Source organism: Streptomyces sp. NPDC033966 (assembly GCF_055575955.1).
The window spans coordinates 196848-212302 of the sequence record NZ_JBVIRQ010000001.1; the positions used below are offsets into that span (position 1 = coordinate 196848).

13 protein-coding genes are annotated in these 15455 nt (G+C 70.9%); 9 read left to right on the forward strand and 4 right to left on the reverse strand.

Going from position 1 to position 15455, the window contains the following annotated elements; genetic code table 11:
- Positions 1-57: 57 nt before the first annotated feature.
- Entirely contained in the window at positions 58-243 is a 186-nt protein-coding gene (locus ACZ518_RS00980; RefSeq protein WP_469110929.1) for a hypothetical protein, read from the reverse strand.
- Between the two features lie 581 nt (positions 244-824).
- Between ACZ518_RS00980 and ACZ518_RS00985 the strand changes: the two genes are divergently transcribed.
- From ACZ518_RS00985 to ACZ518_RS01020, 8 genes are all read left to right on the forward strand, one after another.
- Positions 825-4526: a sensor histidine kinase gene (locus ACZ518_RS00985; RefSeq protein ID WP_469110930.1), complete on the forward strand. Its 3702-nt coding sequence runs from the start codon at positions 825-827 to the stop codon at positions 4524-4526.
- 9 nt (positions 4527-4535) lie between these two features.
- On the forward strand, positions 4536-4949 hold the full coding sequence (locus ACZ518_RS00990) for a roadblock/LC7 domain-containing protein (RefSeq protein WP_007266776.1): 414 nt from the start codon (positions 4536-4538) through the stop codon (positions 4947-4949).
- A gap of 148 nt (positions 4950-5097) precedes the next feature.
- Complete coding sequence (locus ACZ518_RS00995; protein ID WP_007266775.1) at positions 5098-5490, forward strand: DUF742 domain-containing protein; 393 nt, start codon at positions 5098-5100, stop codon at positions 5488-5490.
- Positions 5471-6055 carry a GTP-binding protein gene (locus ACZ518_RS01000; protein WP_266573764.1) on the forward strand — a complete coding sequence of 195 codons (585 nt, stop codon included), beginning with the start codon at positions 5471-5473 and terminating at the stop codon, positions 6053-6055. Before ACZ518_RS00995 ends, ACZ518_RS01000 begins: the two co-directional genes overlap by 20 nt.
- Positions 6056-6348: 293 nt before the next feature.
- Entirely contained in the window at positions 6349-9552 is a 3204-nt protein-coding gene (locus ACZ518_RS01005; protein WP_469110931.1) for a sensor histidine kinase, read from the forward strand.
- Positions 9553-9562: 10 nt separating this feature from the next.
- Positions 9563-9976, forward strand: coding sequence for a roadblock/LC7 domain-containing protein (locus ACZ518_RS01010; protein WP_007266772.1), 414 nt, complete (start codon positions 9563-9565; stop codon positions 9974-9976).
- 93 nt (positions 9977-10069) lie between these two features.
- Positions 10070-10624, forward strand: coding sequence for a DUF742 domain-containing protein (locus ACZ518_RS01015; protein WP_469110932.1), 555 nt, complete (start codon positions 10070-10072; stop codon positions 10622-10624).
- Positions 10605-11189, forward strand: a complete 585-nt coding sequence (locus tag ACZ518_RS01020; RefSeq protein ID WP_007266770.1) for a GTP-binding protein — start codon at positions 10605-10607, stop codon at positions 11187-11189. Before ACZ518_RS01015 ends, ACZ518_RS01020 begins: the two co-directional genes overlap by 20 nt.
- Before the next feature lie 165 nt (positions 11190-11354).
- Here ACZ518_RS01020 and ACZ518_RS01025 read toward each other — a convergent pair whose 3' ends face one another.
- A complete protein-coding gene (locus ACZ518_RS01025) occupies positions 11355-11555 on the reverse strand; it encodes an acyl-CoA carboxylase subunit epsilon (RefSeq protein ID WP_469110933.1) in 201 nt (66 codons plus the stop codon).
- A 23-nt stretch (positions 11556-11578) separates the two neighbouring features.
- Positions 11579-13162, reverse strand: coding sequence for an acyl-CoA carboxylase subunit beta (locus ACZ518_RS01030; RefSeq protein WP_469110934.1), 1584 nt, complete (start codon positions 13160-13162; stop codon positions 11579-11581).
- Between the two features lie 252 nt (positions 13163-13414).
- Here ACZ518_RS01030 and ACZ518_RS01035 point away from each other — a divergent pair, with 252 nt between their 5' ends.
- A complete protein-coding gene (locus ACZ518_RS01035; RefSeq protein ID WP_469110935.1) occupies positions 13415-14038 on the forward strand; it encodes a YceI family protein in 624 nt (207 codons plus the stop codon).
- Positions 14039-14067: 29 nt separating this feature from the next.
- Here the strand turns inward: ACZ518_RS01035 and ACZ518_RS01040 are convergent, their stop codons facing one another.
- Positions 14068-15444 carry a hypothetical protein gene (locus ACZ518_RS01040; RefSeq protein WP_469110936.1) on the reverse strand — a complete coding sequence of 459 codons (1377 nt, stop codon included), beginning with the start codon at positions 15442-15444 and terminating at the stop codon, positions 14068-14070.
- Positions 15445-15455: the final 11 nt, after the last annotated feature.

Here is a 15455-nt window from a genome sequence, read left to right on the forward strand (position 1 = left end):
TAACGCGGTGGGCGGCGGCGCCTCGCGCTCCTTTACGGAGCCACTACTGCGGAGGGATTACCGTGCTGCGGCGACCGGCGCGTCCATGAGGACGGTGCGGCGGGGGTTCGCGGTCTGCGTCGGCAGGTCGACGGAGTGCTCCGGGGTGGCCGGCGCCGCCTGCAGCTCCTCGGCGTCCTTCAGGTGCGCGAGGGTGGTGCGGCGGGGGTTGGCTATGTTGCGGAACATCATCGTCGTCTTCATCGGAGTTTCGGGCCCTCGGGTCGCTTCGTGGGATGAGGGTTGTCGGATGCGCCGGATGTGGCGCCAACCCTTTAACAGGCAAGGCTAAACATCCGAATCCCCGTCTGAACCGGTAAGTAATGGCCACAGTCGTGTGAGTTTGCTCACCAGCGACCGGGCAATACCGGCATAACGGGCGGTCAATCGAGGCTGCCGAAACGGACATTGCGCCACTGAATGCGCCATTCCGCTCCTGATCATCTCGACTGGGACACCTTGCCGGACCGAAGCTTTGGTTGACGTAAGTCCGTTTCCTCCCCATAGTGCCTCCACGCCGCGTAGCACTCCCGCCACAAGCCGTGACGGGCTCGCCGGGGCGACACGCGCACCTTGTTGGAGATCCCCCACTGTGCTGGAATTCGCGGGACCGCCGCGGGTATCAGCCGGCGCGCAGGTGGCGCAAGAGAGCGCCGCGCGCGGCGGCAATGGAGAGGGAGACGCGCCGGTCACCGACGACCATCACGGGGCCGTCAGTGCCCCAAGACTCGACACCGTTCCGCCGTTCACCCGGCGGGGCGCCTGGTCCAGAGGTTGCGACGCTAGTGCAGGGACGATTCAAGAGGGATGGCAGCGCTGCGGCGGAGCAGGAGCCGCGCGGCGGGATCGACCGTGGCTCCTCACCCCAGCACGCCCAGAACCGCGGGCCGGCTGCCGAAGGAGCCGGTCCCGACACCTCCTCGGTGAAGGCGAAGGGCCGTGGCAGGTCCGGCAAGGCCGGGAAGCCCGGCAAGGCCGTCAAGCCGAGCAGGGCCAAGGGCAAGGCCGAGTCGCCCACGACCGAAGAGGCGATACCCAAGGCCCCCAGCGGGCCCGGTTCCCGTCTCGCCATGCAGAACTGGCGCATCAGCACGCGACTCGTGTCGCTGCTGACCCTGCCCGTCGTCGCCGCCACCTCGCTCGGTGGCTTCCGTATCAACGACTCGCTCGAGGACATCCAGCAGCTGGAGCACATGCAGCTGCTGACGGTGATGACCCGCCAGGCGACCAGCCTCGCCGCCATGCTCCAGGAGGAGCGGGACAAGTCGGCCGGTCCGATGTCGCTCACCAAGGACGGCAAGGCCAACAGCCTCGTCGAGGGTGTACGCGACCAGACCGACGCCGCCGCCAAGGCCTTCGCCGCCGCGACCGACAAGGTCGACAACGCGGAGGACAAGGACGAGACCCTCAAGTCGATCCGCAACAACATCCTCCAGATCGGCCGCCAGCTCACCGGCATCGAGGACATCCGCAAGAAGGCGTACCAGAACGGCGCCCAGCAGACCGTCACCGAGTACAACGCGCTGATCGTCTCGCTGCTCTCGCTCTCGCAGGACATGGCGCAGGCCACCTCGAACCCCGAGATGATCAAGCGCACCCGCGCCCTGGCGGCGTTCTCCTCCGCCAAGGAGTACGCGTCCATCCAGCGCGCGATCATCGCCGCCTCGCTCCCCGAGAGCGGCGACAAGCAGGGCAAGCTGGAGGAGAACGACCGCCTCTACGCCCTCTCCGCCCTCCGCGGTGAGAGCCAGGCGAAGAAGACCTTCGAGCTCGTCTACCAGGGCAAGCCCGAGGAACTCCTCAGTTCCCTCGGCGACGGCAACTCCGAGATCGGCAGCGCCGACCACTACGCCCGCCGCGTGCTGAGCACCCAGGGACAGTTCGTCAAGGAGAAGAACCGCTCCTGGATGGACTGGTACGACGCCGACGACACCAAGCTCCGCGCGATGCAGCAGATCGAGCTCTCGCTGCTGGAGGACATGGAGCAGAAGGCCCGCGAGCTCAAGAACGAGTCGCAGCAGGACGCCATCATCAACGGTGCCCTGATCCTCCTCGTCCTCGGTGTCTCCCTCATCGGCGCCTTCGTCATGGCCCGGTCCATGATCCGCTCGCTGCGCCGCCTGCAGGACACCGCGACGCGCGTCGCCCAGGACCGTCTGCCCGAGCTCGTCAAGCAGCTCTCCGAGTCGGACCCCCAGGACGTGGACACCTCCGTGGAGTCCGTCGGCCTGCACACCCGCGACGAGATCGGCCAGGTGGCCGCGGCCTTCGACGACGTGCACCGCGAGGCCGTCCGCCTCGCCGCCGAGCAGGCCCTCCTCCGGGGCAACGTCAACGCGATGTTCACCAACCTCTCGCGCCGTTCCCAGGGCCTCATCCAGCGTCAGCTGTCGCTCATCTCCGAACTGGAGTCGCGCGAGGCCGACCCGGACCAGCTCTCCTCGCTCTTCAAGCTCGACCACCTCGCGACCCGCATGCGCCGTAACGGCGAAAACCTCCTCGTCCTCGCGGGCGAGGAGCCGGGCCGCCGGTGGACCCGCCCCGTCCCGCTCGTCGACGTGCTCCGCGCCGCCGCGTCCGAGGTGGAGCAGTACGAGCGCATCGAGCTGGCGGCGGTGCCCGGCACCGATGTCGCCGGCCGCGTCGTCAACGACCTCGTGCACCTCCTCGCCGAGCTGCTGGAGAACGCCACCTCGTTCTCCTCCCCGCAGACCAAGGTCAAGGTCACCGGTCACGCGCTGCCCGACGGCCGCGTGCTCGTCGAGATCCACGACACCGGCATCGGCCTCTCCCCCGAGGACCTCGCCGCGATCAACGAGCGGCTCGCCTCGCCGCCCACCGTGGACGTCTCGGTGTCCCGTCGAATGGGTCTGTTCGTGGTCGGCCGCCTGTCCCTGCGACACGGCATCCGCATCCAGCTGCGCCCCTCCGACTCGGGCGGTACGACGGCCCTCGTCATGCTTCCGGTGGACGTCGCCCAGGGCGGCAAGAAGCCGGGTCCGATGCCGGGCCAGGGCGGCCAGGGCGGTCCCGGCGGTGCGCCGGGCGGTCCCGGCGGTCCGGGTGCCCCCGGCGGCCAGCAGGCGTCCGTGCCCGGTGCGGGCGCACGTCCCCCCGTGGGCGCCGGCCCGCAGCGCGGCCAGGTCGCCGGCGGCGGCCAGCGCGCCGCCCTGCCGGGACGCGACGGCGGCCCCGGCCAGCAGCAGCGCCCGCAGGGCCAGGGCCCCCGTCCGCAGGGCGGTCCCTCCGCCCCGACGGGCCAGTCCCAGGGCCAGGGTGCCTTCGGCGGCGGCGCTCCGCTGCCCGCCCGCGGCCAGACCGGCGGCCCGCAGGCGCGGCCGGCCGGCGGTCCCGGCGGTCCCGGCGGCTTCCCGCAGCAGGGCGGTGCCCAGGGCGGGTTCGCGCAGCAGCAGGGCAACGGCTTCGAGCGGCCGCAGCAGCCGCAGGGCCAGGCCCCGCAGCAGCAGCCCCAGCAGGGCCGGCCCCAGCAGCAGCCCGGTGCCCCCGTCAAGCGCAGGCGGCCGCAGCTGCCGGCGCGCGACGGCGGCGCCGCCCGTCCGGAGCTCCCGGGCGCGGGCGGTCCGGCGGCCCCGGCTCCGGCCCCTGCCCCTGCCCCTGCCCCGCAGGGCACCAGCTGGGGCGCCGCGGCCCAGGGCGGCCACGAGGTCCCGCGCGGCCACGACGAGCTGTCGGGCCCCGGCTCCACGGCCGAGTTCGCCCGCCCGGACTTCAACGCCCCGTACCCGCAGGGCGGCAGCACCGGCCAGTTCGAGCGGCCGCAGCAGGCGGGTCCGCTGGACCCGTCCTCCACCGGCCAGTTCGCCCGCCCGGGCGGCCCCGGCGTCGGCGGCTACAGTGAGCAGCAGGCGCAGCAGGCACAGCAGCCCGGCGGTTACGCTCCGGCTCCGGCCCCGCGCGCCGAGGCCCCGCGCCTCCCGCAGGCGTACCAGCCGGAGGCCCTGCCGGCTCCGGCGCAGTCGCTGGATTCGAACTGGTCCTACCAGGGCGGGCAGCAGCCCGCCGGGCAGGGACCGGCCGTACCCCAGCAGCCGCACCAGCCCCTGCAGGCGGCCCCGGTCGCCCCGGCTCCCCACCAGCGCCCGCAGCAGCAGTCGCTGCCGCAGCGCGGCCAGGAGCTCGCGGCCGAGCCCGCCGCGGCGGTCACCGGCAGCAGCCCGACGGTCAGCTGGAAGGCGTCCCCGAACGACGAGCTGATGCGGCAGGCCGAGCGCGTGCGCCAGCCCGCCGCCGGCGGGATCACCACCTCGGGTCTGCCCCGCCGGGTGCCGCGTGCGAACCTCGTGGCGGGTACCGCGCAGCAGCAGTCGGAAACCCAGGCCGGCCCGCAGGTGTCGCGTGCCCCGGACGACGTCCGCGGCCGTCTCACCAACCTCCGTCGCGGTATCCAGCAGGGCCGCCAGGCCGGCACCACCGGCCCCGCGACCGGCAGTTACCACATCGACCCCACTTACCAGCAGGAGCGATAGTTGAGTTCGATGAGCCAGGCGGCACAGAACCTGAACTGGTTGATCACCAACTTCGTGGACAACACCCCCGGGGTGTCCCACACCGTGGTGGTCTCCGCCGACGGACTCCTTCTGGCGATGTCCGAAGGATTCCCCCGTGACCGCGCCGATCAGCTGGCGGCCGTGGCCTCCGGCCTGACCTCGCTGACCGCCGGTGCCTCCCGGATCTTCGAGGGCGGCGCCGTCAACCAGACCGTTGTGGAGATGGACCGCGGGTTCCTCTTCCTGATGTCCGTCTCCGACGGATCCTCGCTGGCCGTGCTCGCGCACCCCGAGTGCGACATCGGCCTCGTCGGCTACGAGATGGCCCTCCTCGTTGACCGTGCCGGCAACGTCCTCACCCCGGACCTGCGCGCGGAGCTCCAGGGAAGCCTGCTCATCTGACACCCCCCTCCCCGGCCGGACGGTACTTCCGGCCGGGGAACCGGGTCCGCACACCCGGAATCCAGTACCCCCGACAGGCCGTCATGTCCCCCCACCGGCCGCCCTGTCAGACGGCACGCTGACCACTGCTGTCCAGCCCGGAGGATCAATGACCCCGCCCCCCGCCTACCCCGACGCGTACGGAGATTCGTACTCGGAAGGCGATCAGCCGCTCGTCCGCCCGTACGCGATGACCGGCGGCCGGACCCGTCCGCGCTACCAGCTCGCCATCGAGGCGCTGGTCAGCACGACGGCCGACCCGATGCACCTGTCCGGCCTGCTGCCGGAGCACCAGCGCATCTGCACCCTGTGCCGCGAGGTGAAGTCGGTCGCGGAGGTCTCCGCGCTGCTCTCGATGCCGCTCGGCGTCGCCCGCATCCTCGTCGCCGACCTGGCGGAAGCCGGCATGGTGGCCATCCACCAGCCGGGCAATGGAGAGGCCGGCGGAACGCCGGATGTAACGCTGCTCGAGAGGGTTCTCAGTGGACTTCGCAAGCTCTGACGGTGGGGCGGCTCCTCGCTCCACCACCTCCGCGAAGATCGTGGTGGCGGGCGGCTTCGGCGTGGGCAAGACCACGTTCGTCGGCGCGGTCTCCGAGATCAATCCGCTGAGAACCGAGGCCGTGATGACGTCCGCGAGCGCGGGCATCGACGACCTCACGCACACCGGTGACAAGACGACCACCACGGTCGCCATGGACTTCGGCCGCATCACCCTGGACCAGGACCTGATCCTGTACCTCTTCGGTACCCCCGGACAGGACCGCTTCTGGTTCATGTGGGACGACCTCGTACGCGGCGCCATCGGCGCGATCGTGCTGGTCGACACGCGGCGCCTGGCGGACTGCTTCCCCGCGGTGGACTACTTCGAGAACAGCGGCCTGCCGTTCGTCGTGGCCCTCAACGGCTTCGAGGGACACCAGCCGTACACGCCGGAGGAGGTCCGCGAGGCCCTGCAGATCGGCCCGGACGCCCCCATCATCACCACCGACGCCCGCCACCGCGCGGACGCCAAGAGCGCGCTCATCACGCTCGTCGAGCACGCCCTCATGGCCCGGCTCAAGTAACACGCATTACAAGGCAATACGCGAGGGGCGGGCTGTGTTCTCGAACACGGCCCGCCCCTCGCGTTCATAACGTTTCGACAGTGAATTGTCGCCGGCCGCACACAGCGTGCGTTCGGTCGGTGCCGCTGCGCGCACGACAGGCCCCATTTTTGCCGCAGCTCGCTCTTTATGTCCGATTTATGTGGGGCGTAAGGTTCTGGGAATGGCCGGATTCAACTGTTTGGAACACGGCACTTAACCGTGCTGGAATTCAACGAACCAGCTAGTAGCACCGCCGAGAGGTTGTTGGTCGAGTGAGGCGAAGCAACTCGAGCCCCGCGGATGAACCCGCGCGAGGCAACTTCACCCCGCCGCCGCGCGCGGCCATGTCGCCCGTCGACGTGCCCGTGGAACCATCCACAAGCAGCGGAAGCACCAGCAGGCTCTCCCCCCGCAACTGGCGGGTGGCCACCAAGCTGAACGCCATCCTCATGGTTCCCGTCCTCGTCGGACTGGTCATGGGCGGCTTCCAGGTGAAGGGCTCGGTCGACAGCTGGAACGAGGCCAAGGACGCCGAGAAGACCGCCCGGATCGTCCAGGCCGCGGCCGAATACGGCCAGGCCCTCCTCAACGAGCGCGACCTCACCGCCGAGCCCCTCCTCAAGGGCGACCGCAACAACGCCGCGGTGACGAAGGCCTACGCGGCCACGGACGCGGCCAAGGCCAAGTTCGCCCAGGCCGCGAAGGACCTCCCGGCCAAGCAGGGCCTGGAGCGCCGCCTCGAACTCTTCCGCCAGGAGGAGCCGAAGCTGGAGCAGGTCCGCAAGACGGCCTACGCCGTCCCGGAGACCCAGAAGAAGAACCTCCCCTCCTCGGCCGGCCCCATCCCGACCGAAGAGGGCTACGTGCTGGTCCAGCACTACCTCATGCAGTTCTCCAACGAACTGGGCCTGGGCACCGGAAACGTCACCAGCTACGGCCGCATGGTCTACGCGGTCGAGCTGGCCAAGGCCGCGAACTCGCTGCAGCGCTCCGTCGGCACGCACCTGCTGGTGCGCCCGAACGAGAACGAGGAAATCCGCAAGGCCCAGCTGGTCGCCTTCTCCTCCTACGCCTACCTCGAAGAGATCGCCATCGGCGAGTACGTCGCCGCCGGCACCGACGAGGACACCAACCGGCTCAAGGAGGTCATGGGCAAGAAGTCCCAGGAGGGCGCCGCCAAGCTCGCCCAGGCCAAGCAGGCCGCAGAGCAGGCGGGCACCGTCTTCAAGGCTCCGCCCGTGGTGAACGGCTCCGCCCTCACCGGCATGACCGAGGCGATAGCCGGCGGCGAGAAGCCCGCCAAGCTCGCCCTGAACGGCACCACCGCCCCCGCCTGGCAGGCCGCCGCGACCGCCAAGTTCGACGGCTACGCCGAGATCGAGAAGGACCTCCTCGACAAGGCCGTCAAGGACGCCGTCGCGGTCTCCGACAAGTCGCGCGGCGACGCCATCCTGACCGGCGCGATCGTGGTCGTGGCCCTGCTGGCCGCCTTCATCCTGGCCGCCATGATGGCCCGCCAGATGAGCCGCTCGATGCGCCGTCTGCGCAGCTCCGCCTTCGACATCGCCGAGCAGCGCCTGCCCGCGCTCGTCGACCAGCTCTCGCGCACCGACCCGGGCAAGGTCGACACCCGTGTGCAGCCGATCCCGATCACCTCCCGGGACGAGATCGGCGAGGTCGCCCGCGCCTTCGACCAGGTCCACCAGGAAGCGGTCCGGCTCGCCGCCGAGCAGGCGCTCCTGCGAGGGAACGTCAACGCGATCTTCACCAACCTCTCCATGCGCAACCAGTCCCTGATCGAGGGCCAGCTGACCCTCATCACCGACCTGGAGAACAACGAGGCCGACCCGGACCAGCTGGAGAACCTCTTCCGCCTGGACCACCTGGCCACCCGTATGCGCCGCAACGGCGAGAACCTCCTCATCCTCGCGGGTGAGAACCCGGGCCGCCGCTGGGACCAGCCGGTGCCCCTCGTCGACGTGCTGCGCGCCGCCTCCTCCGAGGTGGAGCAGTACGAGCGCATCGAGCTCTCGGGCGTCTCCGAGGCCGAGATCCACGGCCAGGCCGTGACCGACCTCGTGCACCTGCTCGCCGAGCTCCTGGAGAACGCCACCACGTTCTCCTCCCCGCAGACCAAGGTCCGCGTCACCGCCACGCGTCTGCCCGACGGCCGCGTCATGGTCGAGATCCACGACAAGGGCATCGGCCTCACGGCCGAGGACTTCGCGGACATCAACCACAAGCTGGCCAACCCGCCGACCGTGGACGCCGCGATCTCGCAGCGCATGGGTCTCTTCGTGGTCGGCCGGCTGGCGGACCGCCACAGCATCCGCGTCCAGCTGCGCCCCTCGGGCGAGGCGGCCGGCACCACCTCGCTGGTCATGCTCCCCGACGCCATCACCCACGGTGGCGGTGGCGAGGGCATCCCGGAAGACGACTTCACCGTCTCCTCGATCATTCCGCAGCAGCAGGCCCAGCAGGCCGCCCCGCTGCGGACGGCCGCCGAGCTCGGCTTCGACGACTCCGCCTACGACGCCCCGGGCGCCCAGGGCGGCGACGCGAAGCCCGCGGACCCGCTCGGCCGGTCCCTGGGCCGCGAGGAGCGCCGGGCCGCGCTGGAGGCGCAGCTCAACTTCCCGCAGGCGCAGGACCAGGAGCAGTACCCCGGTCCCGAGGCGCAGGAGTATTCGGAACCCCAGCCGGAGCACGGGTACCAGGAGTACCAGGGCTACGAGCAGCAGTCCGCGCAGGGCTACGAGGCTCCGTACGACGCCCAGCAGCAGCCGGGGGCCTACGAGACGTTCCCGGAGCAGGGCTACGCGTATCCGGAGTCCGGCTACCAGGACGGGCAGCAGCCCGCCCAGACGTACGACGGTGGCTACGAGGACCAGTCCCAGCAGGCCGAGTGGCCCGGGCAGAACACCTACCCGGGCTCCTACCAGCAGGATTACGGGACCGATTCGGAATCCCCCTCCGCTCCCGAACCGGCCGTGGACCGCGTAGGCTTCGACCGTCCGGGCGCCGCTGCCGACGCCGGTCACGAGTTGACCGGGGCGGGCCTGCCGCGACGCGGCAGCCAGCAGCAGTGGCAGCCGGCACAGCAGGAAGCGGAGTCCGCCGGATCCCTCTTCGAGCAGCGGCCGCAGCGTCAGCAGCAGGCCGCCGAACCGAAGCAGGAGCCGGAGGAGGCAGCAGCCGGCGGGGGCTGGCGCTCGACGAACGACGAGCGCTGGCAGCAGGCCGGCAAGCTCCGTGAGCCGAAGGCGGGCGGGGTCACCTCGTCCGGTCTCCCTCGGCGCGTGCCCAAGGCCAACCTGGTCGAGGGCGCTGCGGAGACGACCCCGCAGGGAGGCCCCCAGGTCTCCCGCGCCCCGGAGGACGTCCGTGGCAGGTTGAGTAACCTGCGACGCGGTGTCCAGCAGGGACGCAGCGCGGGTTCCGAGCAGTCAAGTAACAGCTATGACCAGGAGCGTTAGTGTGAGCGCGATGAGCCAGGCGGCGCAGAACCTGAACTGGTTGATCACCAACTTCGTGGACAACACCCCTGGGGTGTCCCACACGGTGGTGGTCTCCGCCGACGGCCTTCTGCTGGCGATGTCCGACGGATTCCCGCGCGACCGCGCCGATCAGCTGGCGGCCGTGGCCTCCGGCCTGACCTCGCTGACCGCCGGTGCCTCCCGGATCTTCGAGGGCGGCGCCGTCAACCAGACCGTTGTGGAGATGGACCGCGGGTTCCTCTTCCTGATGTCCGTCTCCGACGGATCCTCGCTCGCGGTGCTCGCGCACCCCGAGTGCGACATCGGCCTCGTGGGCTACGAGATGGCTCTCCTCGTGGATCGGGCGGGCACGGTCCTCACCCCGGACCTCCGCGCGGAGCTGCAGGGAAGCCTTCTCAACTAGCAAACGGGCAGTGCGTTTCGCGTCATCGCACCGTAGGGTGCGGTGGCGCGGTTCCACAGGGAGTACTGCGTTCTTGGAGTCGGAGGAGGAAACGTGACAACACCCGGAGGACATCCTTATGGCGGCCTGCAGCCGCAGGGTGGGCACGACCAGAACCGCTTCAACTTCCCCTCCTCTCCCAGCCGGCCCGTGCCGGAGCACAACCCCTACGCCCAGCAGCCGTACGGCCAGCCCCAGCAGCCCCAGGCGCCCCACCGGCTTCCGCAGCAGCCCCCCAGGGCAGCGCAGCCGCAGGCCCCGAAGGCGCACAACCCGCTGGTGCGCCCGTACGCGATGACCGGCGGCCGTACCCGGCCGCGCTACCAGCTCGCCATCGAGGCGCTGGTCAGTACCACGGCGGATCCCGCTCGTCTGCAAGGGCAGCTGCCCGAGCACCAGCGCATCTGCCGCCTGTGCCAGGAGATCAAATCCGTCGCGGAGATCTCGGCACTTCTCTCCATTCCTCTTGGTGTCGCCCGAATCCTCGTCGCCGACCTGGCGGAGGCGGGCCTTGTCGCCATTCACCAGCCCGGCGGCGACGAGTCTGCCGGCGGCCAGCCAGATGTGACACTGCTCGAAAGGGTGCTCAGTGGACTTCGCAAGCTCTAACGGCGGAGCGGCTCCGCGCTCCACCACCTCCGCGAAGATCGTGGTGGCGGGCGGCTTCGGCGTGGGCAAGACCACGTTCGTCGGCGCGGTCTCCGAGATCAACCCCCTGCGCACCGAAGCCGTCATGACCAGCGCCTCCGCGGGTATCGACGACCTCACCCACACCGGTGACAAGACGACCACCACGGTCGCCATGGACTTCGGCCGCATCACCCTGGACCAGGACCTGATCCTGTACCTCTTCGGTACCCCCGGACAGGACCGCTTCTGGTTCATGTGGGACGACCTCGTACGCGGCGCCATCGGCGCCGTCGTCCTCGTCGACACCCGCCGCCTCGCCGACTGCTTCCCCGCGGTCGACTACTTCGAGAACAGCGGCCTGCCCTTCGTCATCGCCCTCAACGGCTTCGACGGACACCAGCCCTACACCCCCGAAGAAGTCCGCGAGGCCCTCCAGATCGGCCCGGACGCCCCCATCATCACCACCGACGCCCGCCACCGCGCGGACGCCAAGAGCGCGCTCATCACGCTCGTCGAGCACGCCCTCATGGCCCGGCTCCGGTAAGCAGAGCGGAACGAACGACGGCGAAGGCCCCCGTGTCCCGGACACGGGGGCCTTCGCCGTACCCCGGGACGTGCCGTGCGGGGGCGGGCCGTGCGGGGGGCGGGCACGCGGAAGGCCCCGCACCTCGAAAGGGTGCGGGGCCTCGTGGCGTTCTGCGTGCGCTGCTCAGCCGCGCCAGCTGTGGGGGGCCTGGAAGCCCCGGCTGCGCTCCAGGCGGCGCCAGCCGGCCGTGGAACGGCCCGCGGCGGCGGCCTCCTCCGGGGTGGCGGCGGCGCGGGCGAGGAGGATCGCGGTGATCGCGGCCAGCTCCTCGGGCTCGGCGTTGCCCTTCTCGACCTTCAGCAGGGTGTCGGTGGCGGTGCTCATCGTCGGCATGTCTCCTTCGCTCGTTACTGCGGCGGGTTGCCGTGCTTGCGAGACGGCAGATCGGCGTGCTTGGTGCGGAGCATCGCGAGGGCGCTGACGAGCACCCCGCGGGTCTCGGCGGGGTCGATGACGTCGTCCACGAGGCCGCGCTCGGCCGCGTAGTACGGGTGCATCAGTTCGGCCTTGTATTCCTTGACCATCCGGGCCCGCATCGCCTCGGGGTCCTCGGCGTCCGCGATCTGCTTGCGGAAGATCACGTTGGCGGCGCCTTCGGCGCCCATGACGGCGATCTCGTTGGTGGGCCAGGCGTACGTGAGGTCGGCGCCGATGGACTGGGAGTCCATGACGATGTACGCGCCGCCGTAGGCCTTGCGCAGGATCAGCGAGATCCGCGGCACCGTGGCGTTGCAGTACGCGTACAGCAGCTTGGCGCCGTGGCGGATGATGCCGCCGTGCTCCTGGTCGACGCCGGGCAGGAAGCCCGGGACGTCCAGCAGGGTGACGATCGGGATGTTGAACGCGTCGCACATCTGGACGAAGCGCGCGGCCTTCTCGGACGCGTGGATGTCCAGGACGCCGGCGAGGTGGCCGGGCTGGTTGGCGACGATGCCGACGACCTGGCCGTCCAGGCGGGCCAGGGCGCAGATGATGTTGCGCGCCCAGCGCTCGTGGATCTCCAGGACGTCCCCGTCGTCGACGAGCTCCTCGATGACCTTGAGCATGTCGTACGGGCGGTTGCCGTCGGCGGGGACCAGGTCGAGGAGGACGTCCGAGCGCCGGTCGGCGGAGTCGGTGTTCTCGTGGACCGGGGGGTTCTCGCGGTTGTTCGAGGGGAGCATCGTGATGAGGTACCGGACCTCGGCGATGCAGGTCTCCTCGTCGTCGTACGCGAAGTGCGCGACGCCGGAGGTCTCGGCGTGCACGTCCGCGCCGCCGAGGCCGTTCTGGCTGATCTCCTCGCCGGTCACCGCGCGGACGACGTCCGGGCCGGTGATGAACATCTGCGAGGTGTCCCGGACCATGAACACGAAGTCCGTCAGGGCCGGGGAGTACGCGGCGCCGCCGGCGCACGGGCCCAGCATCACCGAGATCTGCGGGATGACACCCGAGGCCTTGGTGTTGCGCTGGAAGATGCCGCCGTAGCCGGCGAGGGCGGAGACGCCCTCCTGGATACGGGCACCGGCGCCGTCGTTGAGGGAGACCAGCGGGGCACCGGCCGCGATGGCCATGTCCATGATCTTGTGGATCTTCGTGGCGTGGGCCTCGCCCAGCGCGCCGCCGAAGATGCGGAAGTCGTGCGCGTAGACGAAGACCGTGCGGCCCTCGACCGTGCCCCAGCCGGTGATGACACCGTCGGTGTAGGGCTTCTTGGCCTCCAGGCCGAAGCCGGTCGCCCGGTGCCGGCGGAGCTGCTCGACCTCCCTGAAGGAACCTTCGTCGAGCAGGAGCGCGATGCGCTCGCGCGCGGTCAGCTTGCCCTTGGCGTGCTGCGCCTCGGTCGCGCGGTCACTGGGGCCGCGCCGGGCCTCCTCGCGGAGGGAGTGCAGCTCGGCCACGCGCCCGCGGGCGTCCGTCGGCTCGCTCGGGGTCTGGTCCACAACGGTCATGTACCGACCTTACGAAGCGTGGCCATCAAAACCCTCCGTCGGTTCTACACAGTCTCGGGCCCCGTCCGCTGTGCGGCCCGGACAGAACCTCCGAAGGATGCATGGACTCCCCCAGCAGGGACCTTCGGCCTTTGTGGAGGTTCCACAAAACGGCGGTACCCCGACCCGAGAAGTTGAAATTTGAACGGAATGGGTCTAGCGTCCTTCTTGTTGAAAGTTAAACCAAACCGCAGGACTCCCCAGGAGGAAGTCATGGGTCTCTTCTCCCGCCGCAGCAGCCAGACCGCCGCCCCCGTACAGCAGGGCACGGTCGCCACGCTCCCCGTCGACCCGGCGCTCGCCGCCCTCACCGGCGAGTACGCCATCGACCCGGCGCACAGCAGCATCGGCTTCACCGTCCGCCACGCCATGGTGACCAACGTGCGCGGCAGCTTCGCCCAGCACGAGGGCACCCTCCGCCTGGACGGCAGCGACCCGTCGCGCTCCACCGCCTCCATCGACGTACAGATCGCCTCGGTCGGCACCGGCATCGCCGACCGCGACGCCCACCTGCTGGGCAGCGACTTCTTCGACGCCGAGCTCTTCCCGCTGATGACCTTCCGCTCCACCTCGGCGGCGCAGCTGGGCGGCGACAAGTACCGCATCACCGGTGACCTGACGATCAAGGACGTGACGCGTCCGCTCTCCATCGACCTGGAGTTCGCCGGTTCCGCCACGGACGTCTACGGCAGCGAGCGCGTCGGCTTCGAGGGCTCCGCCGAGATCCTGCGCTCCGACTGGGGCCTGACCTGGAACGCGGCCCTGGAGGCCGGCGGCGTGATGGTCAGCGACAAGGTGAAGCTGACCTTCGACATCTCGGCGGTCAAGCAGGCCTGACCGCGGCCCGCACGGAACCCCGGGGGCGGCTACCAGCCGCCCCCGCCGTCGAATCCGCCGCCCCCGTCGAATCCGCCACCGCCGCCGAAGTCCCCGCCGCCGAAGTCGGACGGGTTGAAATCGGCGCCCGAGACGTCCCCGCCCCCGAAGCCGCCGCCGTCGTGGCCGCCGTACCCGCCGCCGAAGTCCGAGGCGTACGCGGGGGTGGCCATCATCGAACCGAGCATCGTGCCCATCAGCAGGCCGGGCAGCATCCCGCCGCCGAAGTACCCGCCGGCCCAGGGGCCGTACGCGGGACCGGCGTCGTAGTACGGACGCGGACCGCGCTCCGTGTCGACGGTGCGCACCGCCGGGTCCAGCCCGTCGCGCAGCCGTACGGCGTCCGCCGCGCAGACCGGTACGGTCCGGGCCGTCCCGCCGGCCGGGGCCCAGGCGGCGTCCTCGGTGCTCGGCCCGTGGCGCGGGTCGAAGAAGCAGGGCGGGCGCCGCTCGGGCAGCGGCCTGCCCTGACGGCGGGCGTCGAGGACCGCCAGCGCGAACCGGCCGTCCTCCAGCGCCTGGGTCACCCCCTGTACCTCGTGCGGCTCCCGCGCGGAGGCCATGATCCGCTTGGCCGTCTCGTAGGAGTCCAGCCCCTTCTCGTAGTCCGCGCGCATCGCGTCGTCGGCGCCGGGCTCGCCGGGGTGGAAGTCGAGGCGTTCGAGTTCCTCGCCGAAGGCGGTGATGTCCTCGTCCACGACCACGCCCAGCCGGGCGATGGCTTCCCGCCGGGCCTCTTCCTTCTTCTTCCGGTTCCGCTTGACCAGGAGGTACGCGCCACCACCGCCGGCCAGGGCGACCGCGGCGAGGGCGATCAGCGCCCCGGCCGAGGAGCCGCCGCCGTCGGAGGCCCCGCCCCAGGAGGCCGGGGCGCGGCCCTTCATCTGCGGGAGGGCCTGGTCGACGAAGTTGTTCAGCTCGGTGGCGGCGTCCACCGCCCCGCCCGCCTTCACCGCGTCGGTGAGGTTGCGGACGGCGTTGCCCGGCATGACGGCCCGGTCGGCCCCGGCGTCGAAGCCGTCGCCGAGCCGGATGGCGTAGAGCCCGGTGATCCCCGTCTCGGTGCGGACCGTGCGCAGCACGCTGTCGGCGGGGAAGGCGGGGGTCGCGGGCAGCACGGCGACGAAGAGCGGCTTGCCGGCCGCCTTGATCTTGGCGGCCAGGGCGTCGGCCTGGGCCGGCGACAGCTGCGCGGCGGCCCCGGGGTCGACGTAGACCGGACCCTTCTTCAGAGCCTCCGCCACGGCGGCGGTCCCGCCGTCGGCCGCGGCGGCCCGCGGGGCGGCACCGAGCCCGCCGACGGTCAGCGCCAGCAGCAGACCGGACAGCACCGATCCGATGCGTACGGATATCAGCCTGGTCCTCATACTGACGACGC